We start from the raw sequence: 15,868 nt of genomic DNA on the forward strand, positions 1-15,868 counted from the left end.
TCCGTTGACGGGGTGACAGGAGGGACAGACATGGGGGACCTGATCGATCTCGCCGCCCACGGCGACGCGTTCCGCACCGACCCGCACCCGGTGTACGCCGAGCTGCGCGCGCGGGGCCCGGTGCACCGGGTGCTGCTGCCGCCGCCCGAGGGGTACGAGACCTGGCTCGTGGTGGGGTACGAGGAGGCGCGCGCCGCGCTCGCCGACCCGCGGCTGTCCAAGGACGCGAGCCGGATCGGCATCACTCCGCTCGACCAGGAGCTGATCGGGCCGTATCTGCTGGTCGTCGACCCGCCGCGGCACACCCGGCTGCGCTCGCTCGTCACCCGCGCGTTCACCGCCCGCCGGGTGGAGGAGCTGCGGCCCCGGGTGCAGAGGATCACCGACGACCTGCTCGACGCGATGCTCCCGCTCGGCCGCGCCGACCTCGTCGAATCGCTCGCCTTCCCGCTGCCCATCACCGTGATCTGCGAGCTGCTCGGCGTGCCCGAGCTGGACCGGGCGGGCTTCCGCGCGCTGTCCACCGAGGTCGTCGCCCCGACGAGCACGCAGAGCGGCAACGACGCGGTCGCCCGCCTGGGCACCTACCTCACCGAACTGATCGAGGACAAGCGCCGCACCGGCCCCGGCGACGACCTGCTCGGCGCGCTCATCGGCACCACCACCGAGGACGGCGACCGGCTCTCCCCGGAGGAACTGCGCGGCATGGCCTACCTGCTGCTGATCGCGGGCCACGAGACGACGGTCAACCTCATCACCAACGGGGTGCACGCCCTGCTCACCCACCCCGCCCAACTGGCCGCGCTGCGCGCCGACATGACGCTGCTGGACGGCGCCGTGGAGGAGATGCTGCGCTGGGAGGGCCCGGTGGAGAACGCCACCTTCCGGTACGCCGCCGAGCCGCTGGAGATCGCGGGCACCCGCATCGAGGCGGGCGAGCCCGTCATGATCGGCCTCACCGCGGGCGACCGCGACGACGCCCGCTATCCCGACGCCCACCGCTTCGACATCCGCCGCGACCCCCGCGGCCACCTCGCCTTCGGCCACGGCATCCACTACTGCCTGGGCGCACCCCTGGCCCGGCTGGAGGCACGCACCGCCATCCGCTCCCTCCTCGACCGCGCCCCGGACCTCACCCTGGACGGGTCGCCCGGCGACTGGCTGCCGGGCATGCTGATGCGCGGCATGCGGAGCCTGCCGGTGCGCTGGTGACCACCCCAGCCACCGGCCTCATCGGCCGGCTTCTGCCTGCGGCGCCGCGTCCTTCGAACCGCGATGCAGACGCCGCGCCCTGGTACGCGTACGCCTGCCGTGCCCTCCTGCCGCGCGGCCGGCCGTGACCTCCTGCCGCGCCCGCCCGCCGTGATCTCCCGGTGTGCCGGCCGTACCTCCCGCCACGGCCGCCTACCGGAACACCGCCTCGGCCCCGCCCGGAATCTCCGCCAGCCGTACGGGTCTGCGCTCGCGGCGTGAGCGTTCGCAGGCCTCGGCGATGCGCAGGGCCTGCAGCGCCTCGCGGCCGTCGCACGGGTTGGGCCGCTCGCCCCGTACGACCTCGACGAAGGCGGTGAGTTCGGCCCGGTACGCGGGTCCGAAGCGCTCAAGGAACCCGGTCCACGGCCGGGACGCGGCGGGCGGCCCGGTCGGCTCGGTGGACGCGATCGGCGTTCGGTCGTCCAGGCCGACGACGATCTGGTCCAGCTCCCCGGCCAGCTCCATGCGGACGTCGTAGCCCGCCCCGTTGAGTCGGGTGGCGGTCGCCGTGACCAGGGTGCCGTCGTCCAGGGTGAGCAGCGCCGCGCCCGTGTCGACATCGCCCGCCGCGCGGAACATCGGCGGACCGGCGTCGGACCCGGCGGCGTACACCTCGACCACCTCGCGGCCGGTCACCCAGCGGGCGATGTCGAAGTCGTGGATGAGGGTGTCGCGGAACAGCCCGCCGGACAGCGGCAGGTACTCGGCCGGTGGCGGGGCCGCGTCGGAGGTCATGGCCCGTACGGTGTGCAGCCGCCCGAGCCGCCCCGCGCGGACCGCCTCGCGTGCCCCCGTGTACCCCACGTCGAAGCGCCGCTGAAAGCCCATTTGCAGGACGGTCCCGGCCGCCTCGACCTCGGCGAGCGCGTGCAGTGTGCCGGGCAGGTCCAGGGCGATCGGCTTCTCGCAGAACACCGGCAGCCCGGAGCGCGCCGCCCGCCCGATCAGCTCGGCGTGGGCCGCGGTCGCCGTGGTGATCACCACCGCGTCCACCCCCCACCGGAAGATCTCCTCCACACCGGGCGCGGCCGTCTCACCCAGCCGGTGGGCCAGTTCCTGGGCCCGCGCGGGGTCCGCGTCCGTCAGGATCAGGGAGCCGACATCGCGATGGCGGCTGAGCGTGTTCGCATGGATCGTGCCGATGCGGCCCGTACCGATGACCCCGATGCGCATGGAATCACGGTGGGGGCGGAGCCACCCCACTGTCAATCCGAATGTCCGGACAATCGGACTACACAACTTCCCGTCAACCAGTCGTGAAAGCTACGCTCGGCCCGTGCCGAAACCAGATGCCGACCCGACCGTCCAGCTCGACCTCAGCGTGGACCGCAGTTCGCCGGTCCCGCTGTACTTCCAGCTGTCCCAGCAGCTGGAGTCCGCGATCGAACAGGGGACGCTGACCCCGGGCAGCCTGCTGGGCAACGAGATCGAGCTGGCCGCCCGGCTCGGCCTGTCCCGGCCCACCGTCCGCCAGGCCATCCAGTCCCTCGTCGACAAGGGACTGCTGGTGCGCCGCCGCGGCGTCGGCACGCAGGTCGTGCACAGCCAGGTCAAGCGCCCCCTGGAGCTGAGCAGCCTCTACGACGACCTGGAGGCGGCCGGCCAGCGTCCCGCCACGAAGGTGCTGGTCAACACGGTCGTCCCGGCGTCCGCCGAGGTCGCCGCCGCGCTCGGGGTCGCCGAGGACAGCGACGTCCACCGCGTCGAACGGCTCCGGCTCGCGCACGGTGAGCCGATGGCGTACCTGTGCAACTTCCTGCCGCCCGGTCTGCTCGACCTGGACACCGCGCAGCTGGAGGCCACCGGCATGTACCGGCTGATGCGGGCCGCCGGGATCACCCTGCACAGCGCCCGGCAGTCCATCGGTGCCCGCGCCGCCACCGCCGCCGAGGCCGAGCGGCTCGGCGAGACGGAGGGCGCCCCGCTGCTCACCATGCAGCGCACCACCTTCGACGACACCGGCCGCGCCGTGGAGTACGGCACCCACACCTACCGCCCGAGCCGCTACTCGTTCGAGTTCCAGCTCCTCGTACGGCCCTGAACCGGCGCCCCGGCGCATGCTCCCGCCGGCGCCGCGGTTCGTCGCAATGTCCGGACAAGGTCACCGACTCGTGCTCCCCGGTCACGAGGGTCGTGGTCCCCGTGTTCGATACTGGGGCGTTTGGGGCCGGTGAGGTGACCGGCCCGAACGTACCGAAGAACGACGTATCGACGAACACGGCAAGAAGGGGCACGGCCTCGTGGCACGGTTTCGGACCTGGGTAGGCATCGCGGTGGCAGGGGCACTGACACTGTCCCTCGCAGGGTGCAGCAGCACCGGCGGCAAACGCGCCGAGGACGCCCGCAAGGCCGCGGCCGCCCGGGGAAAGGCGGCGGTGACCACCCCCCGCTGGACCTTCGCCATGATCACCCACTCGGGTGACGGCGACACCTTCTGGGACATCGTCCAGAGCGGCGCGAAGGAAGCCGCCGCCAAGGACAACATCAACTTCCTCTACTCGCACGACGACGAGGCCCAGCAGCAGGCCCAGCTCGTCGACGCGGCCATCGACAAGAAGGTCGACGGCATCATCGTCACCCTCGCCAAGCCCGACGCGATGAAGGCCGCCGTCGCCCGCGCCGTCAAGGCCGGCATCCCCGTGGTGACCGTGAACTCCGGCTCCGAGGAGTCCAAGAAGTTCGGCGCGCTCACCCACATCGGCCAGGACGAGACCATCGCCGGCCAGGCCGTCGGCGAGGAACTGAACAAGCGCGGCAGGAAGAAGGCACTCTGCGTCCTGCACGAGCAGGGCAACGTCGGCCACGAGCAGCGGTGCGCCGGCGTGAAGGACACCTTCGACGGCACGGTGCAGAACCTCTACGTCACCGGCACCAGCATGCCCGACGTGCAGTCCGCCATCGAGGCCAAGCTGCAGACCGACAAGAAGGTCGACGCCGTCGTCACCCTCGGCGCCCCCTACGCCGACACCGCCGTCAAGGCCAGGCAGGGCGCGGGCAGCGACGCCGAGATCGACACCTTCGACCTGAACGCCAAGGTCGCCGCCGGCCTCAAGGACGGCACCCTAGGCTTCGCCGTCGACCAGCAGCCCTACCTCCAGGGCTACCAGGCCGTCGACCTGCTGTGGCTGTACAAGTACAACGCCGACGTCCTCGGCGGCGGCAAGCCCGTGCTCACCGGCCCGCAGATCATCACCAAGGACCAGGCCGCCGCCCTGGAGGAGTACACGAAGCGGGGCACCCGATGAGCGCGACCACCACCACCGGCGACGAACGCCTGCTGCGCACCTCACCTCTGCGCAAGCTCCTCGGCCGCCCCGAACTCGGCTCGGTCGTCGGCGCCCTCGCCGTCTTCGTCTTCTTCGCCTTCGCCGCCGACAGCTTCCTGCGCGCCACCAGCCTCAGCACCGTCCTGTACGCGGCCTCCACGATCGGCATCATGGCCGTCCCGGTCGCGCTGCTGATGATCGGCGGCGAGTTCGACCTGTCCGCGGGAGTCCTGGTGACGTCGTCGGCGCTGATCTCGTCGATGTTCAGCTACCAGATGACCGCCAACGTCTGGGTCGGCGTCGGCGTCTCGCTGCTGGTCACCCTCGCGATCGGCGCCTTCAACGGCTTCATGCTGACCCGTACGAAGCTCCCCAGCTTCATCATCACGCTCGGCACCTTCCTCATGCTCACCGGCATGAACCTCGGCTTCACCAAGCTCATCTCCGGCACCGTCTCCACCAAGACGATCGCCGACATGGAGGGCTTCCCGAGCGCCCGTGACGTCTTCGCCTCGACCCTCACGATCGGCGGCGTCGACTTCAAGATCACCATCCTGTGGTGGTTCGGGCTCGTCGCCGTCGCCTCCTGGATCCTGCTGCGCACCCGCGCCGGCAACTGGATCTTCGCGGTCGGCGGCAACCAGGACGCCGCCCGCGCGGTGGGCGTCCCCGTCGCCGCCACCAAGACCGGCCTCTACATGGGCGTCGCCTTCGGCGCCTGGATCGCCGGCCAGCACCTGCTCTTCTCGTACGACGTCGTCCAGTCCGGCGAGGGCGTCGGCAACGAGCTGATCTACATCATCGCCGCCGTCATCGGCGGCTGCCTGATCACCGGCGGCTACGGCAGCGCCGTCGGCTCGGCGGTCGGCGCGTTCATCTTCGGCATGACCAGCAAGGGCATCGTCTTCGCCGAGTGGAACCCCGACTGGTTCAAGTTCTTCCTCGGAGCGATGCTGCTCCTCGCGACCCTGCTCAACGCCTGGGTCCGCAAGCGCGCGGAGGCCACCAAGTGACGACCGACACCGCGACCCGCACGGCGCTCGTGGAGCTGACCGGCGTCAGCAAGCACTACGGCAACGTCCGCGCTCTCGAAGGCGTCTCGCTCCAGGTGCGGGCGGGCGAGATCACCTGCGTGCTGGGCGACAACGGCGCGGGCAAGTCGACGCTCATCAAGATCGTCGCGGGGCTGCACCAGCACGACGGCGGCACCCTGCGCATCGACGGCGAGGAGACCCGCCTGTCCTCCCCGCGCGAGGCCCTGGACCGGGGCATCGCCACCGTCCACCAGGACCTGGCCGTCGTCCCGCTCATGCCGGTGTGGCGCAACTTCTTCCTCGGCTCCGAACCGCGGAAGGGAACCGGCCCGTTCAAGCGCATGGACGTCGACTTCATGCGCCGTACGACGCGCGCCGAACTCCTCCGCATGGGCATCGACCTCCGTGACGTCGACCAGCCCATCGGCACCCTCTCCGGCGGCGAGCGCCAGTGCGTGGCCATCGCGCGGGCGGTGTACTTCGGCGCGAAGGTCCTCATCCTCGACGAGCCGACGGCGGCACTGGGCGTCAAGCAGTCGGGCGTCGTCCTCAAGTACGTGGCGGCCGCCCGCGACGAGGGCCTGGGCGTGGTGTTCATCACCCACAACCCGCACCACGCGTACCTCGTCGGCGACCGCTTCGTCCTGCTTCGCCGGGGCACCATGGTGGGCAACCACACACGGGACGAGATCTCCCTGGACGAACTCACGGACCAGATGGCGGGCGGAACCGACCTCGCCGAGCTGCGCCGCGAACTGAAGCGACTCTGAGGGGCGCGGGGCGTGACGATGCGCGGCTCCGCCGCGTGGGCGCGACAGGCCACAACGGCGCCGCACCCGGCCCGCGACCGGAACCGCGCGATTCCGCACCCCGCACCCCCGTGAGGCAGAATCGGCCCCGATGAGCACCTACGGCACCTTCAGCGCCCCCATCGGCTCCCGGCGTGCCCCCGCCCTCAGAACGATCGGCACCCGGGAACGCCGCTCCCATCTGACCGCACCCCGCGTGCCCACGGTCGGCATCGACATCGGCGGCACGAAGGTGATGGCGGGCGTCGTCGACGCCGACGGCAACATCCTGGAGAAGCTGCGCACGGAGACCCCGGACAAGTCCAAGAGCCCGAAGGTCGTCGAGGACACCATCGTCGAGCTGGTGCTGGACCTGTCCGACCGGCACGACGTGCACGCCGTCGGCATCGGCGCGGCCGGCTGGGTCGACGCCGACCGCAACCGGGTGCTGTTCGCCCCCCACCTGTCGTGGCGCAACGAACCGCTGCGCGACCGCATCGCCGACCGGCTCGCCGTCCCCGTGCTCGTCGACAACGACGCCAACACCGCCGCCTGGGCGGAGTGGCGCTTCGGCGCCGGCCGCGGCGAGGACCACCTCGTCATGATCACCCTCGGGACCGGCATCGGCGGCGCCATCCTGGAGGACGGCCAGGTCAAGCGGGGCAAGTTCGGCGTGGCCGGCGAGTTCGGCCATATGCAGGTGGTGCCCGGCGGCCACCGCTGCCCGTGCGGCAACCGCGGCTGCTGGGAGCAGTACAGCTCCGGCAACGCGCTGGTGCGCGAGGCCAGGGAGCTGGCCGCCGCCGACTCCCCGGTGGCGTACGGGATCATCGAGCACGTCAAGGGCCAGATCGCCGACATCACCGGCCCGATGATCACCGAGCTGGCCCGCGAGGGCGACGCGATGTGCGTCGAACTGCTCCAGGACATCGGCCAGTGGCTCGGCGTCGGCATCGCCAACCTCGCCGCCGCGCTCGACCCCTCCTGCTTCGTCATCGGCGGCGGCGTCTCGGCCGCCGACGACCTCCTGATCGGCCCCGCGCGGGACGCCTTCCGACGGCATCTGACCGGCCGCGGCTACCGCCCCGAGGCCCGGATCGTGCGGGCCCAGCTCGGCCCCGAGGCCGGCATGGTCGGGGCCGCCGACCTCGCCCGGCTCGTCGCCCGCCGCTTCCGCCGCGCCAAGCGCCGCCGCGTGGAGCGCCACGAACGCTACGAGCGGTACGCGCAGACCCGCCGCGCCCAGGGGGCGCCGTGACCTCGGCTCCCCTGCCGCACCAGCCCGGCCCGCCCGACGAGCCGCCGCGCCCCGCCGAGGACCGCGGCCACATGATCCGCCGCCGCGCGCTGACCCTGCTCATCATCGTGCTGCTCATCGGCGTCCCGGCCGGCTACCTCGTCATCTCCGCGAACCAGAGCCGCGACAGCGGCAAGGACAAGGAGAAGAAGTACTCCGCGACCGGCCTCACCGAGGGCTGGCCGTCGAAGGTGCAGCGCCGCCTCTACCAGGTGCCGATACCGCACCCGTCGAACAAGGTCGCCTGGTACGAGACCAACAACTGGAAGACCAGCCGCCTCTACGTCCAGTTCCAGACCACGCACGACGGCCTGGACGCCTTCCTGAACGAGCTGGGCGCCGGCCGCGGCGACCTGGTCAAGGACGACATCGCCATCGGCGCCCGCGACCGCGACGTCACCGGCTGGAAGTTCACCGGCCCCGGCGCCCGGACCGGCCCGAACTACGGCCTGGTGCGCGAGCAGAAGAACCCCAAGCCGACCCAGCACGTCGTCGTGAACTTCGGCAATCCGACGTATCCGATGGTGTACGTCGTCTCGCGCACCACTCCCTGACGCAGCGGCCCCTGCCCTGGCCTGGCCCCGCTCCGACCCCGCTTCGGCCCCGTCCCGGCCCGGCTTCGGCTCCGCTCCGGCCCGGCCCCGGACGGCCGCCGGGGCCGACTGTCAGACCCGGCCCGTAGAGTCGAAGACGACTGATCGACGCGCACGGGCGGGAGGTGACCAGACGTATGCGCGACACGGCGACAGCCCCGGCGACCGCCGCGGCGGTGGGACCGGGACCCGGGGCCGGACAGGCCGGCGCGCGGGTGCCCGCCGGGCTCGCGGCCGTCTTCCTTCCCGCCCCGCTGCCGCGCGACGGCCGGATCGTCCTCTGGGACCCCGACGGCGGCACCCCGGCCGCCCTGCCCGCCGCCGAACCCACCGAGCTGACGGTCGTACGCCGCCACGGCTCCTCGGTGCGACGCCGCACGACGCCCGCGCTGAGCGTCCCCCTCGATGCCGCCCTGCCGCTGCTGGTCCACGCCCGGCACGACCCCGCCGCCCACCCCGCCACCGCCTGCTGGGGAGCGGCCGCCCTGCACGCCCTGCGGCTCACCGCGCGCGGCCGCCTCCTGCCCGGACTCACCCCCACCGGCCACGACGCCTGGCGGGCCGGCCCGCTCGACCCCGACGACCTGGCCCACCTGCGCGCCATCGCCGCCGCCCTGCCGTACGAGGGACACGCGGTGCCGCTGCCCGGCCCCGGCCCGCTCCGGCTGCCCGAGCCGGAAGCGCTGCTGCGCGCCTTCCTGGACGCCGTCGCCGACACCCTGCCCCGCACCCCCGCCGCACCGCACACCGCCGGACGCCCCTTCGCCGACCGCCGCCCGCAGCACCTGCCCGACGCCCACGACTGGGCCGCCGAGGTCGCCGCCGGCATGGACGCGGGCGTGCGGATCTCCCTCCGCCTCGACCTGTCGGCGTACGACCTGTTCGACACCGGACAGGACACCCCGGCGCAGGACGGCGCGAGCGGCACCGACGGCGCGCACGGGGCCCGGCTGCGCCGCGCGGGCGCCGCGATCGTCCAGGTGCACAGCCTCGCCGACCCCACCCTCGTCACCGACGCCGCGGCCCTGTGGGCGGGCGGGGCGGACACCGCGTTCGGGCCCCGCGCGCGGGTCGACGCCGCCCTCGCCGTCCGCCGCGCCGCCCGCGTCTGGCCCCCGCTCGACCGGCTCGCCGACCAGGACGTGCCCGACGTGCTCGCCCTCTCCGAGGAGGAGCTGGGCGACCTGCTCGGCGTCGCCGCCGCCCGCCTGGCCGCCGCCGGAGTCGCCGTCCACTGGCCGCGCGACCTCGCCCGCGACCTCACCGCCGCCGCCGTGGTGCGCCCCGCGCCGGGCTCCGCGACCGACGGCACCGGCTTCTTCGAGAGCGAGGAACTGCTCCAGTTCCGCTGGCAGCTCGCCCTCGGCGGGGAACCGCTCAGCGAGGCCGAGATGGACGCCCTCGCCGAGGCCCACCGCCCCGTCGTCCGGCTGCGCGACCAGTGGGTGCTCGTCGACCCCGCCCTCGTCCGCAAGGCCCGCAAACGCGAACTGGGCCTGCTCGACCCGGTCGACGCGCTGTCCGTCGCCCTCACCGGCACCGCGGAGGTCGACGGCGAGACCGTCGAGGCGGTCCCGGCCGGGGCGCTCGCCGCGCTGCGCGACCGCCTGACCGCCGGCATCCGCCCCGCCGAACCCCCCGCCGGCCTGCACGCCACGCTCCGCGACTACCAGCTGCGCGGCCTGGCCTGGCTCGACCTCATGACCTCCCTCGGCCTCGGCGGCTGCCTCGCCGACGACATGGGCCTCGGCAAGACCATCACCGTCATCGCCCTGCACCTCAAGCGGGCCCGACCCGAACCGACCCTCGTGGTCTGCCCCGCCTCCCTGCTCGGCAACTGGCAGCGGGAGATCGAACGGTTCGCCCCGGGCGTCCCCGTCCGCCGCTACCACGGCGCCGGCCGCACCCTCGACGACCTCGACGGCGGCTTCGTCCTCACCACCTACGGCACCATGCGCTCCGCGGCGCCCGTCCTCGCCGCCCACCCCTGGGGCATGGTCGTCGCCGACGAGGCCCAGCACGTGAAGAACCCGTACTCGGCCACCGCCAAGGCCCTGCGCACGATCCCCACGCCCGCGCGCGTGGCCCTCACCGGCACACCGGTCGAGAACAACCTCTCCGAGCTGTGGGCCCTGCTGGACTGGACGACTCCCGGCCTCCTCGGTCCCCTCAAGTCCTTCCGCGCCCGGCACGCCCGCGCCGTGGAGAACGGCGAGGACCAGGAGGCGGTGACCCGGCTGGCCCGCCTCGTCCGGCCCTTCCTGCTGCGCCGCAAGAAGTCGGACCCGGGCATCGTCCCCGAGCTGCCGCCCAAGACGGAGACCGACCACCCCGTCCCCCTCACCCGCGAGCAGGCCGCGCTGTACGAGGCGGTGGTGCGCGAGTCGCTGCTCGCCATCGAGACGGCGGAGGGCATGGCCCGCCGGGGCCTGGTCCTGAAGCTCCTCACCTCGTTGAAGCAGATCTGCGACCACCCCGCGCTGTACCTGAAGGAGGAACCCGCGCGGGCCGGCACCGACCGCCTCGCCGCCCGCTCCGGCAAGCTCGCCCTGCTCGACGAGCTGCTGGACACCCTCCTCGCCGAGGACGGCTCGGCGCTGGTCTTCACCCAGTACGTGGGCATGGCCCGCCTCATCACCGCCCACCTCGCCGGCCGCGCGGTCCCCGTCGACCTCCTGCACGGCGGCACACCGGTGCCCGAGCGGGAGCGGATGGTCGACCGCTTCCAGAGCGGGGCCACCCCCGTCCTCGTCCTCTCCCTCAAGGCCGCCGGCACGGGCCTCAACCTCACCCGCGCGGGCCATGTCGTCCACTTCGACCGCTGGTGGAACCCGGCCGTCGAGGAACAGGCCACCGACCGCGCGTACCGCATCGGCCAGACCCAGCCCGTCCAGGTCCACCGGCTCGTCACCGAGGGCACGGTCGAGGACCGCATCGCCGAGATGCTGGCCGCCAAGCGCGCCCTCGCCGACGCCATCCTCGGCTCCGGCGAGGCCGCCCTCACCGAACTGACCGACCGGGAGCTGTCCGACCTGGTGTCCCTGCGGAGGACGTCATGAGCGAGACACCACAGGACCGGTACACCGATCCGACGGGCGCCGAACGGGAACCCCAGAAGGACACCGGGGCCGGTCAGGTACGCGCCGAGCGCCCCGGAGACGCGGCCCGCCGCGCCCTGCGGGCCGCGCGGGCGGCACACGAGGCGGAAGAGGCGCGCCGCTCCTCGGAGTCCCCGCAGACCCGTGCCCCTCGTCCGGGTGACGCCGCACGCGCGGCACTGCGCCGGGCGGTCGGGACTCGGCGCAGTGCGGGGGAGCCGTTGGACGACGAGACGTCGGGGACCGACGCGCCGGCGCACACCACGGACACGGGCGCTCCCGACGTGCCCAACACTCCCGGCTCCACGGCCACGTCCGCCGCCGGAAACACCACGGACTCCGCGCGCGAGGAGAGTGCGGCGGACGCCGCGTCCCCCCGCCCGAGCGGGCCGGAGACACCCCGCCCCGCCGACGTGGCCCGTGACGCGCTGCGCGCCGCCCGCCGGGAGCAGGAGCGGGAACGCGCACGCGCGGCGGCCGCACGTGAGGCCGCCCGCGCGTCCCGCGCGGACGCGGGCACCCGGCCGAGCCGTCCGGCACCCTCTCCGGGAGCCGCGGCGACGAGGGAGATGGCGGCCTTCCTGGCGAACGCCTTCAGGTTGCCGGCGGGCACGGACGACCGGGCGGCGACGGACGACACCGCCCCGCCGCGGGAGGAGGAGCCCGCCCAGCCTGCTCAGTCCGCTGCGTCCGCTCAGTCCTCGTCGGGCGAGGACACACCGGAGGCCGGCGCCCGCCCCACGGCGTCCGCACTCCCTGCGGCCTCGCCGGGCCCCACGGCCTCCGTGCGCCCTCCTGCCTCCGGGAGCCCCATGGCCTCCGCGGGCCCCACGGCCCCCGTGCGCCCTCCGGCGTCCGCACACCCTCCGGCCTCGCCCCACCCCCTGGCCGCCGCACACCCCCCGGCCGCCTCCCCCCGCCCCACCGACTCCCGCCCCTTGGCCTCCCCACACCGCGACAGCGACCTGCGCCGCACCTTCCCCGCCTTCCCGGCACGCCCCTCCGGGGACGGCGCCCGGTTCGCGGAGACCTGGTGGGGCAACGCGTGGATCACCGCGCTGGAGGAGGGCGCGCTGGACGCCAACCGACTCGCGCGCGGCCGGGGTTACGCCCAGCAGGGGCACGTCGACGCCATCACGGTGACGCCCGGCCTGGTCCTCGCCTACGTCCACGGCAGCCGCCCCCGGCCGTACCGGGTGCAGATCCGGCTGCGCACCCTGGACGACGCCGACTGGGAGCGGTTCCTGGACGCCGCCGCGGACCGTCCCGGTCACATCGCCGCGCTGCTGGACAAGGAGATGCCGCACGCCCTCGCGGAGGGCGACGTCCCGCTGCTGCCCGGCCCCGGCGACCTGGAGCCCCGGTGCAGCTGCCCCGACCGCGGCCACCCCTGCAAGCACGCCGCCGCCCTGTGCTACCAGACCGCCCGGCTGCTCGACGCCGACCCCTTCGTCCTGCTCCTGCTGCGCGGCCGGGGCGAACGCGAACTGCTCGACGCGCTCTCCCGGCTGAACGCCACGCGCGCGGCCCGCGCCGCCCGGGAGCGCGACCCGGCGCCCCTGCCCGGCGTCCGCGCGACCGACGCCCTGGCCCCGCGCCCCCTGCCTCCGCTGCCCCCGCCGCTGCCGGTCCCCGCCCATCCCGAGCAGCCCCCGGCCTATCCGGCGGCGCCCGGCGGCCCCGACCCGCTCGCGCTGGACCAGCTCGCCACCGACGCCGCCGCCCGCGCCCACACCCTGCTCACCACGGGCCGGGACCCGGTCGCGGAGCTGACGCTGTGGCAGGACGCGGTACGGCTGGCCGCCGCCCGCCCCGGCGCCGGCCTGACCGCCGCCACCCGAGGCCTGTACGCGTCCCTCGCCGCCGCCGCGGGCCGCACCCCCGCCGAGCTGACGCGCGCGGTCGCGGCCTGGCGGCAGGGCGGCCCGGACGGTCTCGCCGCGCTGGAGGAACCCTGGGACCCGCCGGCCGGCCGCTTCGACCGCGCCCGCCCGCTGCTCCTCGCCGCCGACCTGCCCGCCTTCCGCCCCTGGCGCAACCGTCTCACCCACCCGCGCGGCCACATCCAGCTCCGCCTCGGCCGCGACGGCCTGTGGTACGCGTACGAGTCGGAACCGGGCGCGGACGACTGGTGGCCGAGAGGCACCCCGGACCCCGACCCGGTAGGCGCGCTCACCGGCCTGGGCGCCCCCGCCGACCCCTGACCGCACCGCCGGCCGGCGCGCGGCCCGGCGTCGACATCCCGTCGCGTCGCCCGGCCCGATCAAGAGAGGGACCCGATGCCGTCCGAGACCACCCCTGCGCCGGACCCGTCCGCGCGGCACTTCGGCGTGGCGGGCATGCGCCGCTTCACCGCCCCGGACACGTACGCCGCCGGGATCCCGGAGCCGACGCGGGAGCTCCTGGCCCGGACCGGTGTGCCGCTGCGCGTCGGCCCGTACTTCACCGCGGCCCGCGAGGACGACGCCCTGACGCTCGGCGGGTTCGCGGGCCGTCACGGCGTCACGGTCCCCGACGACATCGCCGGTGCGGTGCGCCTGGGCACCGACCGCCTGGGCCAGGTCTGCGTCGGTTCCGACGGAGCGGTACGGGCGCTGTTCCTCGGCCAGTTCGGCATGGACGACCTGTACGTCAGCTCCGGCGTGGACGCCTTCAACCGGTCGCTCGCCGCACTCGACCGCCGTATGCCGGTCATCGCGGCGGCCGGGAGCCTGCCGGTCGCCGCTGCCGCCTTCCGGGAGCTGAACGCCGAACTGCGGTCCGTGGACCCGGCCGCGTTCGCGCACCGGGAGAGCTGGTGGCCGCGCGTCCTGGACGACGTCCGCCACACCCTCAACTTCCCGTTCTCCGCCGCCTTCGAGTACGTCGACGACGGCGGGCGCAAGCAGATCGCCACCGACGCGACCGGCCCCGGCCGCCCCCACCCCGAGGAACTGGTCTGGGACCGGCTCGCCGCCCAGGGCGTCCGCCCCGAGCAGGTACGACGCGTGTACACGGAACTCCAGCCGTGCATGATGCCCGGCCACTACTGCGCCGTCTGGCTCCAGCGGTACTTCCCCCACGCCGAGTTCACCCACAGCTTCGACTACGGCGACACCGCCGACTCCCGTGAGGAGGCCATGAAGGACCTGATCGCCCACGCCGCGCGGCAGCCGCGGTGACCGCGCCCGCACCGGCGTGAGGTGACCGTGCGCCCGCCCGCGGCGGCGCGGGCGCCGAGTCGTCAGGCCGCCTGGACGGTGACGGTGCACAGGCGCTTGGTGGCCCGGGTCAGGGCCACGTACAAGTCCCTCTCACCGCCGGGTCGGGCCGCGACGATCTCGTCGGGGTCGATGACCACGACTCCGTCGAACTCCAGCCCGCGCGCTTCGGACGCCGGCACGATGCGCGCCCGCTCCGCGATGCCCTGCGCCGTCAGCTCGCTCACCCTGCCGTCCGCGCAGATCACGCCCAGCAGCTCGCCCGGGTGCGCGGCGCTCTGGGCGCGCAGTTCCCGGTCGACGGCGGCGACCAGCCCGTCCGCGGGTGCGGTCACGGTGCGGGGGCTCTCACCGCGGCGCAGGGACCGCGTGGGCACCTGTTCCGGGGCGATCCTCGCGAGCAGGTTCCGGACGCTCTTTAGGATCTCCTGCGTGGTGCGGTAGCTGACGGTCAGGTTGTGCAGTCTGAACCGCGGTCCGACATGAGGGCTCAGGGCTTCCTTCCAGTCGCGTGCGGTCGTGACCGGGCCTGCCTGGGCGAAGTCACCCACCAGCGTCATCGCCCTGGCCGGGCAGCGACGGACGATCATCCGCCACTGCACGGCGGTCAGTTCCTGCGCCTCGTCGACGACGACATGCCCGTACGTCCGCTCGGGAGTGCCGTCGACCAGACCCGCGGCCTCGTCCAGCAGCGGCACGTCGGCATCGGTCCACGGGTCGTCCGGTCCGCGCAGCAGAAGGGACCGCTCCTGCGCGGACAGGTGGGGCAGGTGCTCGGCGAGAGCGCCGGCGTCCGTCAGGAGCGCCGTCACCAGGTCACCGGGTACCAGCCGCGGCCAGAGCGCCTCGACCGCTCGGTCGAAACGTCCGCGCGCCAGTCGACGAGCAGCGGCAGGTCGTCCTCCTCCGTGTGCAGCCCGATCCGCCCGATGCGCAGGGCCATGCCGTCCGCCCAGTCGATCCGCCCGAAGACCAGCCCTTTCTCGGCGCCCTCCAGCCGGCTGATTTCCTTGGTCAGACGCTCGGTGGCGATTTCTCGCTCGTATGCCGCGTCGGGACTGTCCGCCGGGGCCTTCAGCACACCGGCCCGCTGTTCCCGTGCCTCGGAAAGCCGCTCCGTGAGCACCTTGTACAGGCAGGACACATAAGCCTGCTCCGCCGCAACCGCACGCTCGGCGGGATCATTGATTGCCGACACCAGGGCTCCTTCGATTTCGAGCCGTACGGTCGACGTTCCCTGCCAATAATCCTTGACTTCTGTGGTGCAATTTGCCCCTGGCGTCCGGCGCACCATCGGTGACACCGCCCGGCGCACCCTCGTGAGCACCGCCCGCCGTG

General features: G+C 73.9%; 13 protein-coding genes. 10 read left to right on the forward strand and 3 right to left on the reverse strand.

Annotation, left to right across the window (positions count from 1 at the left end; genetic code table 11):
* Nucleotides 1-30 precede the first annotated feature (30 nt).
* Complete coding sequence (locus G7Z13_RS28445) at nucleotides 31-1,212, forward strand: cytochrome P450 (RefSeq protein WP_166003070.1); 1,182 nt, start codon at nucleotides 31-33, stop codon at nucleotides 1,210-1,212.
* A 192-nt stretch (nucleotides 1,213-1,404) separates the two neighbouring features.
* Here the strand turns inward: G7Z13_RS28445 and G7Z13_RS28450 are convergent, their stop codons facing one another.
* The gene (locus tag G7Z13_RS28450; RefSeq protein ID WP_166003071.1) at nucleotides 1,405-2,427 is read right to left on the reverse strand and encodes a Gfo/Idh/MocA family oxidoreductase; all 1,023 of its coding nucleotides are present in this window, start codon (nucleotides 2,425-2,427) and stop codon (nucleotides 1,405-1,407) included.
* Between the two features lie 103 nt (nucleotides 2,428-2,530).
* On the opposite strand from G7Z13_RS28450, the gene G7Z13_RS28455 reads away from it, so the two are divergent.
* The 9 genes from G7Z13_RS28455 (at nucleotide 2,531) to G7Z13_RS28495 (ending at nucleotide 14,491) form a co-directional block, all read left to right on the forward strand.
* Entirely contained in the window at nucleotides 2,531-3,295 is a 765-nt protein-coding gene (locus G7Z13_RS28455) for a GntR family transcriptional regulator (RefSeq protein WP_166003072.1), read from the forward strand.
* A gap of 199 nt (nucleotides 3,296-3,494) precedes the next feature.
* Nucleotides 3,495-4,499, forward strand: a complete 1,005-nt coding sequence (locus G7Z13_RS28460) for a sugar ABC transporter substrate-binding protein (RefSeq protein WP_166003073.1) — start codon at nucleotides 3,495-3,497, stop codon at nucleotides 4,497-4,499.
* On the forward strand, nucleotides 4,496-5,533 hold the full coding sequence (locus G7Z13_RS28465; RefSeq protein ID WP_166003074.1) for an ABC transporter permease: 1,038 nt from the start codon (nucleotides 4,496-4,498) through the stop codon (nucleotides 5,531-5,533). Before G7Z13_RS28460 ends, G7Z13_RS28465 begins: the two co-directional genes overlap by 4 nt.
* Nucleotides 5,500-6,324, forward strand: coding sequence for an ATP-binding cassette domain-containing protein (locus G7Z13_RS28470; protein ID WP_166005374.1), 825 nt, complete (start codon nucleotides 5,500-5,502; stop codon nucleotides 6,322-6,324). Before G7Z13_RS28465 ends, G7Z13_RS28470 begins: the two co-directional genes overlap by 34 nt.
* Nucleotides 6,325-6,454: 130 nt before the next feature.
* Nucleotides 6,455-7,600, forward strand: coding sequence for an ROK family glucokinase (locus G7Z13_RS28475; protein ID WP_166003075.1), 1,146 nt, complete (start codon nucleotides 6,455-6,457; stop codon nucleotides 7,598-7,600).
* Nucleotides 7,597-8,193, forward strand: coding sequence for a sugar kinase (locus G7Z13_RS28480; RefSeq protein WP_240926369.1), 597 nt, complete (start codon nucleotides 7,597-7,599; stop codon nucleotides 8,191-8,193). Before G7Z13_RS28475 ends, G7Z13_RS28480 begins: the two co-directional genes overlap by 4 nt.
* Nucleotides 8,194-8,369: 176 nt before the next feature.
* Entirely contained in the window at nucleotides 8,370-11,291 is a 2,922-nt protein-coding gene (locus tag G7Z13_RS28485) for a DEAD/DEAH box helicase (RefSeq protein WP_240926370.1), read from the forward strand.
* The gene (locus G7Z13_RS28490; RefSeq protein ID WP_166003076.1) at nucleotides 11,288-13,534 is read left to right on the forward strand and encodes an SWIM zinc finger family protein; all 2,247 of its coding nucleotides are present in this window, start codon (nucleotides 11,288-11,290) and stop codon (nucleotides 13,532-13,534) included. Before G7Z13_RS28485 ends, G7Z13_RS28490 begins: the two co-directional genes overlap by 4 nt.
* Before the next feature lie 75 nt (nucleotides 13,535-13,609).
* The gene (locus G7Z13_RS28495) at nucleotides 13,610-14,491 is read left to right on the forward strand and encodes a nucleic acid/nucleotide deaminase domain-containing protein (RefSeq protein WP_166003077.1); all 882 of its coding nucleotides are present in this window, start codon (nucleotides 13,610-13,612) and stop codon (nucleotides 14,489-14,491) included.
* Between the two features lie 62 nt (nucleotides 14,492-14,553).
* On the opposite strand, the gene G7Z13_RS28500 is transcribed toward G7Z13_RS28495, so the two are convergent.
* The gene (locus G7Z13_RS28500) at nucleotides 14,554-15,342 is read right to left on the reverse strand and encodes an ATP-binding domain-containing protein (RefSeq protein ID WP_240926371.1); all 789 of its coding nucleotides are present in this window, start codon (nucleotides 15,340-15,342) and stop codon (nucleotides 14,554-14,556) included.
* Nucleotides 15,339-15,824, reverse strand: a complete 486-nt coding sequence (locus tag G7Z13_RS33865) for a hypothetical protein (protein ID WP_240926372.1) — start codon at nucleotides 15,822-15,824, stop codon at nucleotides 15,339-15,341. The genes G7Z13_RS28500 and G7Z13_RS33865 overlap by 4 nt, the downstream gene beginning before the upstream one ends.
* Nucleotides 15,825-15,868 lie beyond the last annotated feature (44 nt).

The sequence above is a fragment of the Streptomyces sp. JB150 genome (genome assembly GCF_011193355.1).
GTDB lineage: Bacteria > Actinomycetota > Actinomycetes > Streptomycetales > Streptomycetaceae > Streptomyces.

Excerpts from the sequence above, each read along its gene's own strand:
- G7Z13_RS28465 (WP_166003074.1), top strand. The coding sequence starts at position 4,496 with ATGAGCGCGACCACCACCACCGGCGACGAACGCCTGCTGCGCACCTCA.
- G7Z13_RS28490 (WP_166003076.1), top strand. The coding sequence starts at position 11,288 with ATGAGCGAGACACCACAGGACCGGTACACCGATCCGACGGGCGCCGAA.
- G7Z13_RS28495 (WP_166003077.1), top strand. The coding sequence starts at position 13,610 with ATGCCGTCCGAGACCACCCCTGCGCCGGACCCGTCCGCGCGGCACTTC.
- G7Z13_RS28450 (WP_166003071.1), bottom strand. The coding sequence starts at position 2,427 with ATGCGCATCGGGGTCATCGGTACGGGCCGCATCGGCACGATCCATGCG.
- G7Z13_RS28485 (WP_240926370.1), top strand. The coding sequence starts at position 8,370 with ATGCGCGACACGGCGACAGCCCCGGCGACCGCCGCGGCGGTGGGACCG.
- G7Z13_RS28445 (WP_166003070.1), top strand. The coding sequence starts at position 31 with ATGGGGGACCTGATCGATCTCGCCGCCCACGGCGACGCGTTCCGCACC.
- G7Z13_RS33865 (WP_240926372.1), bottom strand. The coding sequence starts at position 15,824 with ATGGTGCGCCGGACGCCAGGGGCAAATTGCACCACAGAAGTCAAGGAT.
- G7Z13_RS28475 (WP_166003075.1), top strand. The coding sequence starts at position 6,455 with ATGAGCACCTACGGCACCTTCAGCGCCCCCATCGGCTCCCGGCGTGCC.